At 66.2% G+C, this 17,971-nt stretch carries 15 protein-coding genes; 9 read left to right on the forward strand and 6 right to left on the reverse strand.

All coding sequences use genetic code 11. The features are described from left to right. Window positions 1-412: 412 nt before the first annotated feature. Genes J2T47_RS23865 through gatC form a run of 5 tightly spaced genes read right to left on the reverse strand, consistent with a single transcriptional unit; the run spans window position 413 to window position 4,470 of the window. Complete coding sequence (locus J2T47_RS23865; RefSeq protein ID WP_253452500.1) at window positions 413-802, reverse strand: carboxymuconolactone decarboxylase family protein; 390 nt, start codon at window positions 800-802, stop codon at window positions 413-415. Between the two features lie 11 nt (window positions 803-813). After that, the gene (locus J2T47_RS23870) at window positions 814-1,197 is read right to left on the reverse strand and encodes a septal ring lytic transglycosylase RlpA family protein (protein ID WP_253452502.1); all 384 of its coding nucleotides are present in this window, start codon (window positions 1,195-1,197) and stop codon (window positions 814-816) included. A 54-nt stretch (window positions 1,198-1,251) separates the two neighbouring features. Continuing rightward, window positions 1,252-2,697, reverse strand: coding sequence for an Asp-tRNA(Asn)/Glu-tRNA(Gln) amidotransferase subunit GatB (gene gatB / locus J2T47_RS23875; RefSeq protein WP_253452504.1), 1,446 nt, complete (start codon window positions 2,695-2,697; stop codon window positions 1,252-1,254). A gap of 11 nt (window positions 2,698-2,708) precedes the next feature. Continuing rightward, a complete protein-coding gene (gene gatA / locus J2T47_RS23880; RefSeq protein ID WP_138212268.1) occupies window positions 2,709-4,163 on the reverse strand; it encodes an Asp-tRNA(Asn)/Glu-tRNA(Gln) amidotransferase subunit GatA in 1,455 nt (484 codons plus the stop codon). A gap of 19 nt (window positions 4,164-4,182) precedes the next feature. Then, window positions 4,183-4,470, reverse strand: a complete 288-nt coding sequence (gene gatC / locus J2T47_RS23885) for an Asp-tRNA(Asn)/Glu-tRNA(Gln) amidotransferase subunit GatC (RefSeq protein WP_015475813.1) — start codon at window positions 4,468-4,470, stop codon at window positions 4,183-4,185. Window positions 4,471-4,709: 239 nt separating this feature from the next. On the opposite strand from gatC, the gene mreB reads away from it, so the two are divergent. From mreB to tldD, 8 genes are all read left to right on the forward strand, one after another. Further along, window positions 4,710-5,747, forward strand: coding sequence for a rod shape-determining protein MreB (mreB, locus tag J2T47_RS23890; protein WP_017518164.1), 1,038 nt, complete (start codon window positions 4,710-4,712; stop codon window positions 5,745-5,747). Window positions 5,748-5,833: 86 nt separating this feature from the next. After that, the gene (gene mreC, locus J2T47_RS23895) at window positions 5,834-6,895 is read left to right on the forward strand and encodes a rod shape-determining protein MreC (RefSeq protein ID WP_367399516.1); all 1,062 of its coding nucleotides are present in this window, start codon (window positions 5,834-5,836) and stop codon (window positions 6,893-6,895) included. Next, the gene (gene mreD / locus J2T47_RS23900; protein WP_081517443.1) at window positions 6,895-7,383 is read left to right on the forward strand and encodes a rod shape-determining protein MreD; all 489 of its coding nucleotides are present in this window, start codon (window positions 6,895-6,897) and stop codon (window positions 7,381-7,383) included. The genes mreC and mreD overlap by 1 nt, the downstream gene beginning before the upstream one ends. Before the next feature lie 60 nt (window positions 7,384-7,443). Continuing rightward, on the forward strand, window positions 7,444-8,028 hold the full coding sequence (locus J2T47_RS23905; protein ID WP_253452508.1) for a Maf family protein: 585 nt from the start codon (window positions 7,444-7,446) through the stop codon (window positions 8,026-8,028). Window positions 8,029-8,075: 47 nt separating this feature from the next. Further along, a complete protein-coding gene (rng, locus tag J2T47_RS23910) occupies window positions 8,076-9,533 on the forward strand; it encodes a ribonuclease G (protein ID WP_170859513.1) in 1,458 nt (485 codons plus the stop codon). Between the two features lie 158 nt (window positions 9,534-9,691). Then, window positions 9,692-13,510 carry a YhdP family protein gene (locus J2T47_RS23915; RefSeq protein WP_253452510.1) on the forward strand — a complete coding sequence of 1,273 codons (3,819 nt, stop codon included), beginning with the start codon at window positions 9,692-9,694 and terminating at the stop codon, window positions 13,508-13,510. A 67-nt stretch (window positions 13,511-13,577) separates the two neighbouring features. Then, window positions 13,578-14,426, forward strand: coding sequence for a carbon-nitrogen hydrolase family protein (locus tag J2T47_RS23920; protein ID WP_253452511.1), 849 nt, complete (start codon window positions 13,578-13,580; stop codon window positions 14,424-14,426). A gap of 2 nt (window positions 14,427-14,428) precedes the next feature. After that, entirely contained in the window at window positions 14,429-15,871 is a 1,443-nt protein-coding gene (gene tldD, locus J2T47_RS23925) for a metalloprotease TldD (protein WP_253452514.1), read from the forward strand. Between the two features lie 40 nt (window positions 15,872-15,911). Here the strand turns inward: tldD and yjgA are convergent, their stop codons facing one another. Continuing rightward, a complete protein-coding gene (gene yjgA, locus J2T47_RS23930; RefSeq protein ID WP_024766553.1) occupies window positions 15,912-16,436 on the reverse strand; it encodes a ribosome biogenesis factor YjgA in 525 nt (174 codons plus the stop codon). Window positions 16,437-16,552: 116 nt separating this feature from the next. On the opposite strand from yjgA, the gene pmbA reads away from it, so the two are divergent. Continuing rightward, on the forward strand, window positions 16,553-17,902 hold the full coding sequence (gene pmbA / locus J2T47_RS23935; RefSeq protein WP_192290027.1) for a metalloprotease PmbA: 1,350 nt from the start codon (window positions 16,553-16,555) through the stop codon (window positions 17,900-17,902). The last annotated feature ends 69 nt before the right edge of the window (window positions 17,903-17,971 follow it).

Raw genomic sequence — 17,971 nt, forward strand, 5'->3', positions numbered from 1 at the left:
GCTGGACGAAAGGGAGCGAAGTAGGCGATATCTGAAGATGCGAGTGTCACCCATGTGACTGAACTCGTTTGTTACCTATGTGGTTGTCTCCTACACCCCTACATCCGGCTTTTCGCTTCGCGAAAAGTACCCTCGGTTCTTCGGAGTTTCAGGGGCCCGCTGCGAAGGGCCATCCCTGGCCCATCGCAGCTCTCGCGACATCCATGTCGCTCAACCCCTGAAACTCCGATCACCTTCAGCCTCCTGAAAGGGGCACTCCGGAGCATGCGGGTATTTCACTGGAAGTCTTTAAGAGCCAAGAGCTCGATGCGCTTTTCGTAGGAGCGAGCTTGCTCGCGAACTGCTGCGCTGCGAACTCACTTGTAGGGATCGGGCCACGCTCGCAAACAGCGTCCGTTGGTGCTGTTGAAAATCAAGCCTTCTGATCCGCCTGCCAAGCATCGATCACTTCCTGCGCCGCACGGAAGGCATCGATAGCCGCCGGAACACCGGCATACACCGCGCAATGCAGCAGCGCCTCGCGAATCTCTTCCACCGTGCAGCCGTTGTTCAGCGCGCCGCGTACGTGGCCTTTCAGCTCCTGCGGGCACTTGAGCGCGGTCAGCGCGGCCAGGGTGATCAGGCTGCGGGTCTTGAGCGGCAGGCCCTCGCGGTTCCACACGCCGCCCCAGGCGTGCTCGTTGACGAAGTCCTGCAGCGGTTGGGTGAACTCGGTGGCGTTGCCCAGTGCGCGGTCGACGAAGACGTCGCCCATCACTTCACGACGGACCTGCTCGCCGGCCTTGCGGTTTTCATTGCTCATGACGGGTTCCTTCAGAGTCCTTCCAGGCGCACGCGGGCGGTGCCGGAGCGCAGCATGTTGAGTTGGTCGGCAGCAGCCTTGGAGACGTCGATGATCCGCCCGCGGCCGAATGGTCCGCGGTCGTTGATGCGCACCACGACGCTGCGGCCGTTGTCGAGGTTGGTCACTCGCACCCGCGTGCCGAAGGCCAGGGTGCGGTGGGCGGCGGTCAGGGCGTTCTGGTTGAAACGCTCGCCGCTGGCGGTGCGCTTGCCATGGTGTGCCTTGCCGTAATACGACGCGGTGCCTTCGGCGCGGTAGCCGCGGCCGGAAACCTCCGAGTCGCTGTCGTATGACGTGGTGCTACAGCCGGCCAGCAGGGCCAGGCAGCCGACGAGGGCCATGGGTCGCAGCATCGAACCTCCGGACGTAAAAACGCCGGGCAAGCCCGGCGTCGTTGAAGTGTGGGCTCAGGCTTCGAGCTTCTTCTTCAGCAGTTCGTTCACTTGCGCCGGGTTGGCCTTGCCCTTGGCGGCTTTCATGGCCTGGCCGACGAAGAAGCCGAACATCTTGCCGCGCTTGGCTTCGTCGCTGGCGCGGTACTGTTCGACCTGCTCGGCGTTGGCCGCCAGCACGTCGTCCAGCAGCTTCTCGACGGCGCCCGAGTCGGTGTTCTGCACCAGGTCCTTGGCCTTGATGATCTCGTCGGGCGAGCCTTCACCCTCGGCCATGGCGGCGAACACGGTCTTGGCCGCCTTGCCGTTGATGGTGCCGTCCTTCAGACGCAGGATCATGCCGCCCAGGTGCTCGGCGGAAACCGGCGACTGCTCGATTTCCAGGCCGTCCTTGTTGAGCAGGCTGGAAAGCTCGCCCATCACCCAGTTGGCCGCCAGCTTGGCGTCGGCGCAGATAGCCTGGACCTGTTCGAAGTACTCGGCCATCTCGCGGCTGGCGGACAGCACGCTGGCGTCGTAGGCGGACAGGCCGTACTGGCTCTCGAAGCGCTCGCGCTTCTGGTCCGGCAGTTCCGGCAGCTGGCCGCGCAGTTCTTCGAGGAAGGCACGCTCGATCACCACCGGCAGCAGGTCCGGGCAGGGGAAGTAACGGTAGTCGTTGGCTTCTTCCTTGCTGCGCATGGAGCGCGTTTCGTCCTTGTTAGGGTCGTACAGGCGGGTTTCCTGCACGACCTTGCCGCCGTCCTCGATCAGCTCGATCTGCCGCTGCACTTCGTGGTTGATCGCCTTCTCGATGAAGCGGAAGGAGTTCACGTTCTTGATCTCGGCGCGGGTGCCGAACTCGGCCTGGCCCTTGGGGCGTACCGAGACGTTGCAGTCGCAACGCAGCGAGCCTTCGGCCATGTTGCCGTCGCAGATGCCCAGGTAGCGCACCATGGCGTGGATCGCCTTGACGTAGGCCACGGCTTCCTTTGCGCTGCGGATGTCCGGCTCGGAGACGATCTCCAGCAGCGGAGTACCGGCGCGGTTCAGGTCGATGCCGCTCATGCCGTGGAAGTCTTCGTGCAGGCTCTTGCCGGCGTCCTCTTCCAGGTGCGCGCGGGTGATGCCGACGCGCTTGACGGTGCCGTCTTCCAGGGTGATGTCCAGGTGCCCCTTGCCGACGATGGGGTGGTCCATCTGGCTGGTCTGGTAGCCCTTGGGCAGGTCCGGGTAGAAGTAGTTCTTCCGGGCGAAGACGTTGCGTTCGGCGATCTCGGCGTTGATCGCCAGGCCGAACTGGCAGGCCATGCGTACGGCCTCCTGGTTCAGTACCGGCAGGGTGCCGGGCATGGCCAGGTCGACCAGGCTGGCCTGGGTGTTCGGGGCGGCGCCGAAGGTGGTGGCGCTACCGGAGAAGATCTTCGATTGGGTGGAGAGCTGTGCGTGGATTTCCAGCCCGATCACGGTTTCCCATTGCATGTGTGTCGTCCTCAGAATCCAGCCGGTGCTTGTTTGTGCCAGTCGCTGACCAGTTGGTACTGGTGCGCGACGTTGAGCAGGCGGCCTTCCTGGAAGTACGGCGCGAGCAGCTGGACACCCACCGGCAGGCCGTCGACGAAGCCGGCCGGCATGGACAGGCCCGGGATGCCGGCGAGGTTGGCGGTGATGGTGTAGATGTCTTCCAGGTACTGGGCGACCGGGTCGTTGTTCTTCTCGCCCAGTTTCCAGGCCGGGTTGGGCGTGGTCGGACCGAGGATCACGTCGACTTCGGCGAAGGCGTTGGTGAAATCGTTCTTGATCAGACGGCGAATTTTCTGAGCCTTCAGGTAATACGCGTCGTAGTAACCGGCGGAAAGCGCGTAGGTGCCGACCATGATGCGGTTCTTCACTTCAGCGCCGAAACCTTCGGCACGGGAGCGCTTGTACAGGTCCTGGAGGTCCTTCGGGTCTTCGCAGCGGTAGCCGTAGCGAACGCCGTCGAAGCGCGACAGGTTGGAGCTGGCTTCTGCGGGCGCGATCACATAATAGGCAGGGATCGCGTGCTGCATGTTTGGCAGGGAGATCTCCTTGACCACCGCGCCGAGCTGCTTGAGCTGTTCGACCACCTTCATCACCGCGTCGGCGATGCGGCTGTCGAGACCGGCGCCGAAGTATTCCTTCGGCAGGCCGATGCGCAGGCCGGTCAGCGGTTTGGCCAGGGCGGCCAGGTAGTCGTCCACCGGCTGGTCGACGCAGGTGGAGTCCTTCGGGTCGAAGCCGGCCATGGCGCCGAGCATCAGTGCGCAGTCCTCGGCGGTGCGGGCCAGCGGGCCGCCCTGGTCGAGGCTGGAGGCGTAGGCGATCATGCCCCAGCGCGATACGCGGCCGTAGGTCGGCTTGATGCCGGTGAGGTTGGTCAGCGCGGCCGGCTGGCGGATCGAGCCGCCGGTGTCGGTGCCGGTGGCCGCCGGGATCAGGCGCGCGGCCACGGCGGCAGCGGAGCCACCGGAGGAGCCGCCCGGTACGCGGGAGGTATCCCAGGGGTTCTTCACCGGGCCGTAGTGGCTGGATTCGTTGGCCGAGCCCATGGCGAACTCGTCCATGTTCAGCTTGCCCAGGCTCACGGTGCCGGCGTCGGCCAGGCGCTCGACGACGGTGGCGTCGTAGGGCGAGACGAAGGCGTCGAGAATCTTCGAACCGCAGCTGGTGCGCACGCCCTGGGTGCAGAACAGGTCCTTGTGGGCGATCGGTGCGCCCAGCAGGGCACCGGTCTCGCCTTTGGCGCGCCGCTCGTCGGCCGCCTTGGCCTGGGCCAGGGCGTTTTCTTCGGTGACGGTGATGAAGCTGTTCAACTGCGGGTCGAGCTGCTGGATGCGCGCGAGCAGGGCAGTGGCCAGTTCCTGGGCGGAGAATTGCTTGTCGGCGAGTCCGCGGGCGACTTCGGCGAGGGTCAATTGATGCAGCATATGTCCGTGTCCTTAGCGCTTACTCGATGACTTTCGGGACGAGGTAAAGGCCGTCTTCCACGGCCGGCGCGATGGCCTGGTAGGCTTCGCGGCGGTTCTCCTCGGTGACTGCGTCGGCGCGCAGGCGCTGCGTGGCTTCCAGCGGGTGGGCCAGGGGCTCCACGCCATCGGTGTCGACCGCCTGCATGGCATCGATCAGGCCGAGGATGTTGTTGAGGGTGTCGGTGGTGCGCGAAATGTCGGCTTCCTCCAGGCCCAGGCGGGCGAGGTGGGCGATCTTTTCCACGTCGGAGCGTTCAAGCGCCATCGGGGTCTCCAGCTAGAGCGGCCCGGTTCGAACTGGACCTGGCCGGAAGGAATTGAGGGGGCAGGGAACAGAACCCGCGGCAGACGGTCGAAGGCCGCTGGGACGGGCCGGCAGGCCCGAAAAACGAGGAATCTAGCATAAATTGCCGCCTTGCCCAAAACCCCCGTCATTGTTAGAGTTTGCCGCACTTTTTTACCCGCGCACTTTTCACCCACGCGCCACCTATGGGTTTCTTTCCAATGTTCAAAAAACTGCGTGGCATGTTCTCCAGTGATCTGTCGATCGACCTGGGCACTGCCAATACCCTTATTTATGTGCGCGAGCGCGGCATCGTCCTGAACGAACCGTCCGTGGTCGCCATTCGTAGCCACGGCAGCCAGAAGAGCGTCGTAGCGGTCGGTACCGAAGCCAAGCGCATGCTCGGCCGTACCCCGGGCAACATTGCCGCCATTCGTCCGATGAAGGACGGCGTGATCGCCGATTTCAGCGTCTGCGAGAAGATGCTGCAGTACTTCATCAACAAGGTTCACGAGAACAGCTTCCTGCAGCCCAGCCCGCGAGTGCTGATCTGCGTGCCGTGCAAGTCCACCCAGGTGGAACGCCGCGCCATCCGTGAATCGGCCCTGGGCGCTGGCGCCCGTGAGGTGTACCTGATCGAAGAACCGATGGCCGCAGCCATCGGCGCCGGCCTGCCGGTGGAAGAGGCCCGTGGTTCCATGGTCGTCGACATCGGCGGCGGCACCACCGAGATCGCCCTGATCTCCCTCAACGGCGTGGTCTACGCCGAATCCGTCCGCGTCGGCGGCGACCGCTTCGACGAAGCCATCGTCACCTACGTGCGCCGCAACTACGGCAGCCTGATCGGCGAATCCACCGCCGAGCGCATCAAGCAGGAAATCGGCACCGCCTTCCCGGGCGGCGAAGTCCGCGAAGTCGACGTCCGTGGCCGTAACCTGGCCGAAGGCGTACCGCGCAGCTTCACCCTGAATTCCAACGAAGTGCTCGAAGCGCTGCAGGAATCCCTGGCGACCATCGTCCAGGCGGTCAAGAGCGCCCTGGAGCAGTCCCCGCCGGAACTGGCTTCGGACATCGCCGAGCGCGGCCTGGTGCTGACCGGTGGCGGCGCGCTGCTGCGCGACCTGGACAAGCTGCTGGCCCAGGAAACCGGCCTGCCGGTGATCGTCGCCGAAGACCCGCTGACCTGCGTCGCCCGTGGCGGCGGCAAGGCGCTGGAAATGATGGACCGTCATTCGATGGACCTGCTGTCCACCGAGTAAGTTGGACGTGGAGGTTGGTTGACGTTTTGCCCGTGCTGGTGAAACTTCAACCGACCTTGCACAGCTAGGAGCCGGTCATCAAACCGATATTCTCCAAAGGGCCCTCGCTGGGCGCGCGCCTTCTGGTGCTCGCTGTCCTGTCGGTCGCCTTGATGGTGGTCGATGCCCGCTTCGATTATCTGAAACCGGTACGCAGCCAGATGGGCCTCGTGCTGAGTCCCTTCTATGGCATCGCCGACTTCCCCGTTCGTGCCTGGGAAGGCGTGCGTGACCAGTTCACCAGCCGCAGCGAACTGCTGGCCGAGAACGAGCGCCTGAAGGCCGAGCAACTGCTGATGCAGCGCCGCCTGCAGAAGCTGGCCACCCTCACCGAACAGAACGTACGCCTGCGCGAGTTGCTCAACTCCTCCGCCCTGGTCGACGACAAGGTGCTGGTGGGCGAGCTGATCGGAGTCGACCCCAACCCCTTCACCCAGCGCATCCTGATCGACAAGGGCGAGAAGGACGGCGTGTTCCAGGGCCAGCCGGTGCTCGATGCCAGCGGCCTGATGGGCCAGGTGGTCGAGGTCATGCCTTACACCGCGCGCGTGCTGCTGCTGACCGATACCACCCACAGCATTCCGGTGCAGGTGAACCGCAATGGCCTGCGCGCCATCGCCGTGGGCACCGGCAACCCGGAACGCCTGGAGCTGCGCTACGTCGCCGATACCGCCGACATCAAGGAAGGGGACCTGCTGGTCAGCTCCGGCCTTGGCCAGCGCTTCCCCGCTGGTTATCCGGTGGCAGTGGTGAAGGAAGTGCTGCACGATACGGGCGGGCCTTTCGCCACCATTCGTGCCGTACCGACCGCCAAGATGAACCGCAGCCGCTATGTGCTGCTGGTATTCAGCGACAGCCGCACCCCCGAACAGCGCGCCACCGATGCTGCCGAGGCCCAGGCCGAGGCTGACCGCAAGGCTGCCGAGTCCGGCGCGCCGATACAGCCTGCACCGGGCGCCCCGGCAGCCCAGCCACATGACGGCGCGCAGCCCGCTGTCCCTGCCGCTCCCGCCGCGCAGCCTGCCCATCCGGCCGGCAGCAATGGTGCGGCCCCTGCCGCGCCTGCCGGTGCGCCGGCTGCGCACCCGGATGCAAGGACCCGCCACTGATGGCGGCGCAGGGCTCGAACAACGGCTGGGCCATCTGGCTCACCCTGCTGGCGGCGCTGCTGCTGTCGGTGGCTCCGATGCCCAGCTTCATGGAAATCGGCCGTCCGCTGTGGCTGGCGATGTTCCTCACCTACTGGGTGCTCTACCTGCCGCACAAGGTCGGCATGCTGACGGCCTGGGTGTTCGGCGTTGCCGAAGACGTGCTCTACGGCAGCCTGCTGGGGCAGAACGCCCTGATTCTCAGCCTGATCATCTGTCTGGTGCTATCGCTGCATCAGCGCCTGCGCATGTTCCCCATCTGGCAGCAATGCCTGGTGTTGCTGGTGGTCTTCGGTCTCGCCCAGCTGGTCCAGCTGTGGATCAGCGCCCTGACCGGCAACCGCCCGCCAACCCTGGTGTTCCTCCTGCCGGCACTGGTCAGCGCCTTGCTCTGGCCCTGGGTCTACACACTGCTGCGGGCCCTGCGGCTGCGCCTGAACATCAACTGATCGCCCCCTTGCGGGGGAATCGCCGGGTCCGCGCTGCGCAGGCCCGCTTCGGAGTCCCTGATGGCCCAGCTGTACCTCGCCTCCAGTTCGCCGCGCCGCCGCGAACTGCTCACCCAGATCGGCCTGCCGTTCCATATAGTGCCTGCGTCCATCGATGAAACGCCCGAGTCCGGCGAGTCGGCGCATGCCTATGTCGAGCGCCTGGCGCGCGGCAAGGCCCAGGCTGGGCTGAACTTCCTCGCCCAGCGTGCCGACGTCTGCGTGCTGGGGGCCGATACCGCCGTGGTGCTGGATGGCCGCATCCTCGGCAAGCCGGTGGATCGCGACGACGCCCTGGCCATGCTGCGGGCCCTGTCCGGCCGTGAGCACGAAGTGCTGACCGCCGTGGCGGTGGCCGATCGGGATCGCTGCGAAGCGCGCGTGGTCAGCAGTCGCGTGGTCTTCCGCGAGGTATCCGTCGAGGAAGCCGAGCGTTATTGGGAAACCGGCGAGCCGCAGGATAAAGCCGGTGGCTATGCTATCCAGGGGCTTGCGGCGGTGTTCGTCAGCCGCGTCGAGGGCAGCTACAGCGCCGTGGTCGGCCTGCCTCTTTGCGAAACCTCGGCATTGCTGGCTGACTTCTCCATTCCCAGCTGGCAGTCTTGATCGGAAAGTAGCGCTGGCACGACTCCGGGCGCGATAAGGAAGGGCGCATGAGCGAAGAGATCCTGATCAATATCACGCCGATGGAATCGCGCGTGGCGGTGGTGGAGAACGGCGTCCTGCAGGAGGTCCACGTCGAGCGCACGCTGCGCCGCGGGATCGTCGGCAACATCTACAAGGGCAAGGTCGTGCGCGTGCTCCCCGGCATGCAGGCGGCCTTCGTCGACGTCGGTCTGGAGCGCGCGGCCTTCATCCACGCTGCGGAGATTTCCAATCGCGAGGGTAGCGCCGTGGAGAGCATCGGTGCGCTGGTCCACGAGGGGCAGAGCCTGGTGGTACAGGTCACCAAGGACCCCATCGGCACCAAGGGCGCACGCCTCACCACGCACCTGTCGATCCCCTCGCGCTACCTGGTCTACATGCCGCGCACCAGCCATGTCGGCATTTCCCTGAAGATCGAGGACGAGCACGAGCGCGAGCGCCTCAAGCAGGTGGTCGCCAAGTGCGTCGAGGCCGAGGGTATCGTCGAGCGAGGTGGGTTCATCCTGCGCACTGCGGCCGAGGGCGCTGGTGAAGACGAGATCCTCGCCGATATCCGCTATCTGCGCCGCCTCTGGGACCAGATCGACGCGCAGATCCAGACCGTCGGCGCGCCGACGATGATCTACGAAGACCTCTCCCTGGCCCTGCGCACACTGCGCGACCTGGTGAATCCGCGCATCGAGAAGATCCGTGTCGATTCCCGGGAGAACTTCCAGAAGATCACGCAGTTCGTCGAAGAACTGATGCCGGAAATCGCCGACCGCCTGGAGCACTACCCGGGCGAGCGGCCGATCTTCGACCTCTACGGCGTCGAGGATGAGGTGCAGAAGGCGCTGGAGCGCAAGGTGCTGCTCAAGTCCGGCGGCTATCTGATCATCGACCCGACCGAGGCGATGACCACCATCGACGTGAACACTGGCGCCTTCGTCGGCCATCGCAACCTCGAAGAGACCATCTTCAAGACCAACCTCGAGGCGGCCACCGCCATCGCCCGCCAGCTGCGCCTGCGCAACCTGGGCGGGATCATCATCATCGACTTCATCGACATGGAAGACGAGGAGCACCGCCGCCAGGTCCTGCGGACCCTGGAGAAGCAGCTCGAACGCGACCATGCCAAGACCAACATCATCGGCATCACCGAGCTGGGCCTGGTGCAGATGACCCGCAAGCGCACCCGCGAAAGCCTGGTGCAGGTGCTCTGCGAGCCCTGCCCGAGCTGCCAGGGGCGCGGCATGCTGAAAACGGCCGAGACCATCTGCTACGAGATATTCCGCGAGATCCTTCGCGAGGCCCGGGCCTACCAAGCCAACTCCTATCTGGTGCTGGCCAATCAGAAGGTGGTAGATCGCCTGCTCGACGAGGAGTCGGGCAATGTCGCTGACCTGGAGCTGTTCATCGGTCGTCCCATCAAGTTCCAGGTCGAGGCCATGTATTCCCAGGAGCAGTACGACGTGGTCCTGCTTTGAGCAGCGGATCGCACAACCTGGGGGCTCGGCAGGAGGCCGTCGTGCAATGGGGTTTTTTGGAGCTTTGCCTGACGCACACTGTCAGACCTGGTTCGACATTGCCTGGCTGGGAGGCCGCTCGATGACCCTTCGCTTCACTGCACAGGCAGCCGGCTGACATGGAGCGCGCCGGCCGACTGTTCGCCACTTCCCTGCGCATCATCCTGGGCCTCCTGGCGCTGGGGCTGGTGTTGCTCGCGCTGTATGTCAGCCTTGGCCGGCAGCTGGTGCCGCTGGTGGCGGAGTACCGTGACGACCTGGCGCAGAAAGCCAGCGAGCAACTGGGCCTGCCGGTGGCCATTGGCGCGCTGGAGGGGCACTGGCGTGGTTTCAGCCCGATCATCGTGGTGCGCGATATCCAGTTGGGCGAGGGCAACGACTCCCTGCGCCTGGAACGGGTGCGCCTGACTCCGGACATCCTCGGCAGCGTGATGGCGCGCCAGCCGCGCATCGACAGCCTGGAACTGGAAGGCCTGCACCTGACCCTGCGCGAGGACGAGGACGGCAAGTGGCATGCCGACGGCCTGCCCAGCCGCGGCGGCGACACCGATCCACGCAAACTCATCGACCTGCTGCTGACTCCGCGTCGCCTGTCGCTGATGGACAGCCAACTGACCGTGCTGCCGCAGCAGGCCAACCCGCTGTCGCTGACCTACGTCGGCATGACCCTGCGCAGCAGCAGCCGCCAGCGTCTGGAGGCACGTCTCAGCCTGCCCGGCGGCGAGCCGGTGGCGGCGCGCCTGGAAACCCGCCTGAACCGTGACGACTGGGCGAAGAGTTCGGCCCAGTTGTACCTCAGCCTGCCGCAGGCCGACTGGGCCAAGTGGCTGCCCGAGCGCCTCACGGGTGCCTGGAAGCTGTCCCAGGCCAAGGCTGGCGGCGAGTTCTGGGCCACCATCGACAAGGGCGTGCCGGTGTCCGCGGTGGCGCGCCTGAACGCGCCGAAGATCGACGCGGCGCTGGGCGATCGCAAACCGGTGAGCCTGAGCGACCTGGGCGTCAGCCTGTTCTTCCAGCGGACTGGCGACGATTTCGAGCTGCGCGTCGCCGATCTGGCGGCGAACCTCGGCGAAACCCGTTGGGGCGAAGTGGAACTGGAGCTGACTCGCCGCATGAAGGGCGAGGAACACTGGCAGCTGCGCGCCGACCGCCTTGACCTGACCCCGCTGGGGCCGGCCATTACTGCCCTGGCACCGCTGCCGGACAAGGCCATCGAGTGGCTCGACGGCCTCAAGCCGCAAGGTGTGCTGCACAACGTCAACTTCGATTACTGGCCGCAGCGCGAGGGTGCCGAGCGCGTTGCCTATGCCACCAACCTGGAGAAGGTCGGCGTCAGCGCCTTCCATGACGTGCCCGCCGTGGCCAATGTCGATGGCACCCTGCGCGGCGACCTGGAAGGCGGCACACTGGATGCCAACGCCCAGAACTTCATGCTTCACCTGGCAACCCTCTTCCCGGAGCCCTGGCACTACCGCACCGCACACACGCGCATGTTCTTCCAGCTCAACGACGAGGCCTTCACCCTCGGCAGCCACCTGATGCAGGTGGAAGGCGAGGAGGGCACCATCGCCGGCGACATGCTGATCCGCCTGATGCGCGACCCGGCGCAGGAGGACTACATGGACCTGCGTGTCGGCATGAGCAACGGCGATGCGCGCTACACGGGCAAGTACCTGCCGACCGTCATCCCGCAGATGAGCAAGGACCTGGCCGCCTGGCTCAAGGGCTCGATCAAGAGCGGTCGCATCGAGCAGGGGTATTTCCTCTGGCAGGGCTCGCTGCAGAAGGGCTCGGCGCCCGAAGCCCACGCCATGAGCCTGTATTTCAAGGTCCACGACGGCGTACTCGACTACCAGCCGGGCTGGCCCGGCCTGAGCAAGGCCGAGGGCGAGGTGCGGGTCGAGGACAGCGGCGTCAGCATCAACGCCAGCAGCGGGCAGATCCTCAACAGCCAGGTGCGCGATGTCTCGGTGGAGATTCCCCATTCGGAGCCGGGCGAAGTCGCTCATCTGCACGTGAATGGCGACATCGACAGCAACCTCGTCGATGGCCTGAAGATCCTCCAGGATTCGCCGATCGGCGCGACCCATACCTTCGCCGGTTGGGAAGGCTCCGGCGATCTGAATGGTCACCTCAATCTCGACATTCCCCTGGCCAAGGGCGAGGCGAGCAAGGCACGGGTGATAGTCGACTTCGACACCGACAAGGCGAAGTTGAAGATCGCCAAGCCCGAGCTGAGCCTCGAACAGGTCAAGGGCAAGTTCCGCTACGACACCGACAGCGGCCTGAGCGGGCAGAACATTGCGGCTCAGGTACTGGGCGCTCGCGTCACCGGTAGCATTCGCGCCGAAGGCCGCAACGGCGTACCGCGTACGCGGGTGCTGGTGGGTGGCCAGGTGCCGGTCAAGTCCCTGCTCGAGTGGGGCAAGGTGCAGAAGCAGTTGCCGGTAGACGGGCGCATTCCCTTCCAGCTCAACCTGCTGCTCGACGGCAAGGACAGCCAGTTGCAGGTCGCCTCGAACCTGCAGGGCGTCACCATCGACCTGCCAGCGCCGCTGGGCAAGGCGGCGCAGGAGACCCGCGAGAGCGAGTGGCGCATGACCCTGGATGGCGCCGAACGGCGTTACTGGGCAACTTATGGCGACCGCGCCAGCCTGGCCTACGCCGCCCCGGTGGAGCAGCCGCTGGCCGGCCGTGGCGTACTGCGCCTGGGAGGCGATCCCGCCGTGCTGCCCAACTGGAGCGGCGTGCAGGTGCGCGGCAAGGTCGACGAGGTCGACGCCGACGCCTGGATGGCCGTCGCGAAGAAGTACTCCAACACCGGGGTCGAAGGCGCGGCTGGCCTGCTGCGCGGCGCGGACCTGCAGATCGGTCGCTTCAAGGGCTTCGGCCAGACCCTGGAAAACCTTACGCTGGATCTGGCGCGTGTCGACAACAGCTGGCAGGTCGGGCTGGTCAGCTCGCTGGTGTCCGGTAAGGTCACCCTGCCCGACAGCAAGGTGAAGCCGATCCAGATCGCCCTGGACCGCATCGACCTGCCCAAGGGCGAGGCCATCGATTCCGAGAAGGCGGTGGAAGCGCCGGACCCGCTGGCGAAGATCGACCCGCGTACCCTGCCACCGATGGACGTGACCATTCGCCAGGTGCTGAAGGCTGGCAAGCCGGTCGGCGCCTGGAGCTTCAACGTGCGGCCGACGTCCACCGGCGTTGGCTTCAACGACGTGAAGCTGGACCTGCGCGGCCTGTCGGTGAAAGGCAACCTGCGCTGGGACGGCATGGAGGCCAGTGCCCGCAGTACCTTCCAGGGACAGCTCGACGGCAAGAACCTGGGCGACGTGCTCAAGGCCTGGGACTTCGCGCCCAGCGTGACCAGCGAGCGCTTCCGCGTGGACATCAACGGCAACTGGCCGGGTTCACCGGCGGCGCTGAACCTGCGGCGTTTCGGCGGCACCCTGGACGCCAGCCTGCGCAAGGGCCAGTTCGTCGAAGTGGAGGGCGGCGCCAATGCCCTGCGCGTCTTCGGCCTGCTCAACTTCAACGCCATCAACCGCCGCCTGCGCCTGGACTTTTCCGACCTGCTGGGCAAGGGGCTGAGCTACGACCGGGTGAAAGGTGTGCTCACCGCCACCGACGGCGTCTACTTCACCCGCGAGCCGCTGCGCCTGGACGGCCCGTCGAGCAATCTGGAACTCAACGGCACCCTGGACCTGGCCCACGACCAGATCGACGCCAAGCTGCTGGTGACCCTGCCGGTGACCAATAACCTGCCGCTGGCGGCACTGATCGTTGGCGCGCCGGCCATTGGTGGTGCGCTGTTCGTGGTGGACAAACTGCTGGGCGACAAGGTCGCGCGCTTCGCCAGTGTGCAGTACAGCGTCAAGGGCCCGTGGCAGAGCCCGACCATCGCTTTCGAGAAACCTTTCGAAAAGCCTCATTGAGCCCCTCAATCGAGCACAAAGCCCGGGCTTCAGTTAGCATGAAACCCAGACACCGACGGAGCTCAGCATGTCCATTGCCGTCATCCAGATGGTCAGCCAGGACGATGTCCTGGCCAATCTCGCCGCCGCCCGTCGCCTGCTCGCGCAGGCCGCCGAGGGCGGCGCGCGCCTCGCCGTACTACCGGAAAACTTCGCCGCCATGGGCCGCCGTGATCTCGCGGACATCGGTCGTGCCGAAGCCCAGGGCAGCGGGCCGATCCTGCCCTGGTTGAAAAGCACCGCCCGCGACCTCAGGTTGTGGATAGTCGCCGGCACCCTGCCGCTGCCGCCCGAAGGCCAACCGGACGCGAAGGCCAACGCCTGTTCGCTGCTGGTGGACGAGCGTGGCGAAGTGGCGGCGCGCTACGACAAGCTGCACCTGTTCGACGTGGACGTCGCCGACGCCCGTGGCCGTTATCGCGAGTCGGATGACTACGCCTTCGGCCAGCGCGTGGTGATGGCGGATACGCCGGTCGGGCGCCTGGGCATGACGGTCTGCTACGACCTGCGCTTCCCCGAGCTCTACACCGCGCTGCGTGAAGCCGGTGCCGAACTGATCAGCGCCCCGGCAGCTTTCACCGCGGTGACCGGCGCGGCGCACTGGGAAATCCTCGTCCGCTCACGCGCCATCGAGACGCAGTGCTACCTGCTGGCGGCCGGGCAGGGTGGTACCCACCCCAAAGGACGGGAAACCTGGGGCCAGTCGGCCATCGTCGACCCCTGGGGGCGTATCCTGGCCGAACAGGCCAAGGGCGAGGCCGTGCTGCTGGCCGAGCGCGACAGCGAGGAACAGGCGGCAGTCCGGCAGCGAATGCCGATTGCCCGGCACAGAAGATTTTTCCCGCCGGTCGAACCTCGACCGGCGCGTACGGAGTGAATATGAGCGAACTGTTGTCATCCGTCAGTCAGCACCTGCTGGCCCCCGGTGGTCTGGATATCGACCAGCTGTCGCCGATCCTGCACGAGCTGAGCGGCCCCGGCATCGACGCCGCCGACCTGTACTTCCAGAGCCAGGTCTCCGAGTCCTGGATGCTGGAGGACGGCATCGTCAAGGAAGGCAGCTTCCACATGGACCAGGGCGTCGGCGTGCGTGCGCAGTCCGGTGAGAAAACCGGCTTCGCCTACAGCAACGCGATCAATCATGAAGCGCTGATCCAGGCCGCCCGCGCTGCCCGCTCGATTTCCCGTGCCGGGCAGAACGGCAAGGTACAGGCCTTCCAGGCCGTGGTACCGACCCGCCTCTACGCCGGCGAGAATCCGCTGGACGTGATGAGCCGCGCCGAGAAGGTGGAGCTGCTGCAGAAGATCGATGCTGCCACCCGCGCCCTCGATCCGCGCATCCAGCAGGTCACTGTCAGCCTCGCCGGCGTCTGGGACCAGGTGCTGATCGCCGCGGCGGACGGTTCGCTGGCCGCGGATATCCGCCCGTTGGTGCGCTTCAACGTCAGCGTCATCGTCGAGCAGAACGGCCGCCGCGAGCGCGGTGGTCACGGCGGTGGCGGGCGCACCGATTACCAGTATTTCCTCCAGGAAGACCGTGCCATGAGCTACGCCCGCGAGGCGCTGCGCCAGGCTCTGGTCAACCTCGAAGCGGTACCCGCCCCGGCCGGCAGCCTGCCGGTGGTGATGGGCGCCGGCTGGTCCGGCGTGCTGCTGCACGAAGCCGTGGGCCACGGCCTGGAAGGCGACTTCAACCGCAAGGGCAGCTCCAACTACAGCGGGCGCATCGGCGAGAAAGTCGCTTCCAGCCTGTGCACCATCGTCGACGACGGCACCATCGCCGGTCGCCGCGGTTCGCTGTCGGTGGACGACGAAGGCACGCCGACCAACTGCAACGTGCTGATCGAGAACGGCATCCTCAAGGGCTACATGCAGGACAAGCTCAACGCCCGCCTGATGGGCGTGGCGCGCACTGGCAATGGCCGTCGCGAGTCCTACGCGCACCTGCCGATGCCGCGCATGACCAACACCTACATGCTGGCCGGGCAGAGCGATCCGCAGGAAATCATCGCCAGCGTCGAGCGCGGCATCTACTGCGCGAACCTCGGCGGCGGCCAGGTGGACATCACCAGCGGCAAGTTCGTCTTCGCCACCAGTGAGGCCTACCTGATCGAGAACGGCAAGATCACTCGCCCGGTGAAGGGCGCGACGCTGATCGGCAACGGTCCGGAAGTGATGAGCCGGGTGTCCATGGTCGGCAACGACCTGGCGCTGGACAGCGGCGTGGGCACCTGCGGCAAGGACGGCCAGTCCGTGCCGGTCGGTGTCGGGCAGCCGACCCTGAAGATCGACGCGATCACCGTCGGCGGCACGGGCGGCTGAGGCCGTTGCCGGTGGGGCTGGAAGCGCGGGACGCGGCTGCTCAGCGCAGGCCGCGTTTCAGTTCGTCCAGCTCGCGGATGTACTTGAAGATCTTCCGCGCGGCGGCCGGAGGCTTGTTGTGAGCGGCCTCGTGCTGGGCGTGGCGGATCAGCTGCAGCAGATGCTGGCGGTCGCTTTCCGGGTATTCGCCGAAGAAGGCCGACAGCGCCGCGTCACCCCCGGTGATCAGGTGGTCGCGCCAGCGCTCCAGGGCGTGGAAGCGTTCGTTGTACTGGCGGGTGGAGGTGTCTACCTGCTCCAGCAGGGCGAGGATGGCCTCGACGTCCTGGTCGCGCATCAGCTTGCCGATGAACTGCCGGTGGCGTTTCTTGGCGGCGTTGGCCTTGTGCTTGGGAGCTTCTTCCAGTGCGCGGCGCAGCGGGTCGGTGAGCGGCATGCGGTCGAGCATGTCGGCCTTGAGCGTGGTCAGGCGCTCGCCGAGTTCCTGCAGCGCGTGCATTTCGCGTTTTACTTGCGACTTGCTCTTCTCATCGAAGGACGAGTCGTCATCGTGAATTTCAGCCATGGCGGGGGTCTCGTTGAAAACGCCGCCATGATAACGAGTCAGGGGCCGCTTGTCCGGCCCGCGCCGGTCGCCGCCGCCTGATGGCGGGGCCGGACCATGAACAGGAGAGGCATGCAATGAGCGAACACAACCCGGCAGTGAGCCCGGAGGTCCTTCCCGAGCTGCGCGAGCAGGTCGAGCGGATCATCGCCGAGGCCACCCGGCAGGGCGCCAGCGCCTGCGAGGTGGCGGTGTCGGTGGAGCAGGGGCTGTCGACCTCGGTGCGCCAGGGTGAAGTCGAGACCGTCGAGTTCAACCGCGACCAGGGCTTCGGCATCACCCTCTACGTCGGCCAGCGCAAGGGCTCGGCGAGCACCTCGGCGACCGGCGCGGACGCCATCCGCGAGACCGTGGCGGCGGCGCTGGCGATTGCCAAGCACGCCTCCGAAGACGATTGCGCCGGCCTGGCCGATCCGGCGCTGATGGCCCGCGACCTGCCGGACCTGGACCTTTACCACGGCTGGTCAATCACCCCCGACCAGGCCATCGAGCGCGCGCTGGCCTGCGAGGCCGCCGCGTTCGCCACCGACAAGCGCGTCACCAAGGCCGACGGCACCACGCTGAATACCCACCAGGGCTGCCGCGTCTACGGCAACAGCCACGGCTTCGTCGGCGGTTACGCCAGCACCCGCCACAGCCTGAGCTGCGTGATGATCGCCGAGCTGGAAGGGCAGATGCAGCGCGACTACTGGTACGACGTGAACCGTCGTGGCGAGCTGCTGGCCACGCCCGAGTCCATCGGCCGCCGCGCTGCCGAGCGCGCCGCCAGCCGCCTGGGCGCGCGCCCGGTGCCGACCGCCGAAGTGCCGGTGCTGTTCGCCCCGGAAGTCGCGGTGGGTCTGTTCGGGCACTTCCTCGGCGCCATCTCCGGCGGCAGCCTGTACCGCAAGTCGTCCTTCCTCGAAGGCGCACTGGGCCAGCGGCTGTTCCCGGAATGGCTGACCCTGGACGAACGCCCGCTGCTGCGCGGTGCGCTGGGCAGCGCCTCGTTCGACAACGACGGCCTGGCGACCTACGCCAAGCCCTTCGTCGAGGGCGGCGATCTGGTGTCGTATGTGCTCGGCACTTACTCCGGTCGCAAACTGGGCATGCCCAGCACGGCCAACTCCGGCGGCGTGCACAACCTGTTCGTCAGCCATGGCGACGAAGACCAGGCCGCCCTGATCCGTCGCATGGGCCGGGGCCTGCTGGTCACCGAGCTGATGGGGCAGGGCGTCAACCTGGTGACCGGCGACTACTCCCGTGGCGCTGGCGGCTACTGGGTCGAGAACGGCGAAATCCAGTTTCCGGTGCAGGAAGTCACCATCGCCGCCAACCTGCGCGATCTGTTCCGCAACATCGTCGCCATCGGCAACGACGTGGAGTACCGCGGCAACCTGCACACCGGCTCGGTGCTCATCGAAAAGATGATGGTCGCCGGCAACTGATCCAGCGGCCGCGGCCCCGCTGGCCGCGGCTTTCAGCCCTTCTTCAATTCCCTTCTCCAGACGAACCGC

Source organism: Pseudomonas nitroreducens (assembly GCF_024170165.1).
Lineage (GTDB): Bacteria > Pseudomonadota > Gammaproteobacteria > Pseudomonadales > Pseudomonadaceae > Pseudomonas > Pseudomonas nitroreducens_C.

Coding starts and splice junctions, on each gene's coding strand:
- J2T47_RS23865 (WP_253452500.1), bottom strand. CDS start 802: ATGAGCAATGAAAACCGCAAGGCCGGCGAGCAGGTCCGTCGTGAAGTG.
- J2T47_RS23870 (WP_253452502.1), bottom strand. CDS start 1,197: ATGCTGCGACCCATGGCCCTCGTCGGCTGCCTGGCCCTGCTGGCCGGC.
- gatB (WP_253452504.1), bottom strand. CDS start 2,697: ATGCAATGGGAAACCGTGATCGGGCTGGAAATCCACGCACAGCTCTCC.
- gatA (WP_138212268.1), bottom strand. CDS start 4,163: ATGCTGCATCAATTGACCCTCGCCGAAGTCGCCCGCGGACTCGCCGAC.
- gatC (WP_015475813.1), bottom strand. CDS start 4,470: ATGGCGCTTGAACGCTCCGACGTGGAAAAGATCGCCCACCTCGCCCGC.
- mreB (WP_017518164.1), top strand. CDS start 4,710: ATGTTCAAAAAACTGCGTGGCATGTTCTCCAGTGATCTGTCGATCGAC.
- mreD (WP_081517443.1), top strand. CDS start 6,895: ATGGCGGCGCAGGGCTCGAACAACGGCTGGGCCATCTGGCTCACCCTG.
- J2T47_RS23905 (WP_253452508.1), top strand. CDS start 7,444: ATGGCCCAGCTGTACCTCGCCTCCAGTTCGCCGCGCCGCCGCGAACTG.
- rng (WP_170859513.1), top strand. CDS start 8,076: ATGAGCGAAGAGATCCTGATCAATATCACGCCGATGGAATCGCGCGTG.
- J2T47_RS23915 (WP_253452510.1), top strand. CDS start 9,692: ATGGAGCGCGCCGGCCGACTGTTCGCCACTTCCCTGCGCATCATCCTG.
- J2T47_RS23920 (WP_253452511.1), top strand. CDS start 13,578: ATGTCCATTGCCGTCATCCAGATGGTCAGCCAGGACGATGTCCTGGCC.
- tldD (WP_253452514.1), top strand. CDS start 14,429: ATGAGCGAACTGTTGTCATCCGTCAGTCAGCACCTGCTGGCCCCCGGT.
- yjgA (WP_024766553.1), bottom strand. CDS start 16,436: ATGGCTGAAATTCACGATGACGACTCGTCCTTCGATGAGAAGAGCAAG.
- pmbA (WP_192290027.1), top strand. CDS start 16,553: ATGAGCGAACACAACCCGGCAGTGAGCCCGGAGGTCCTTCCCGAGCTG.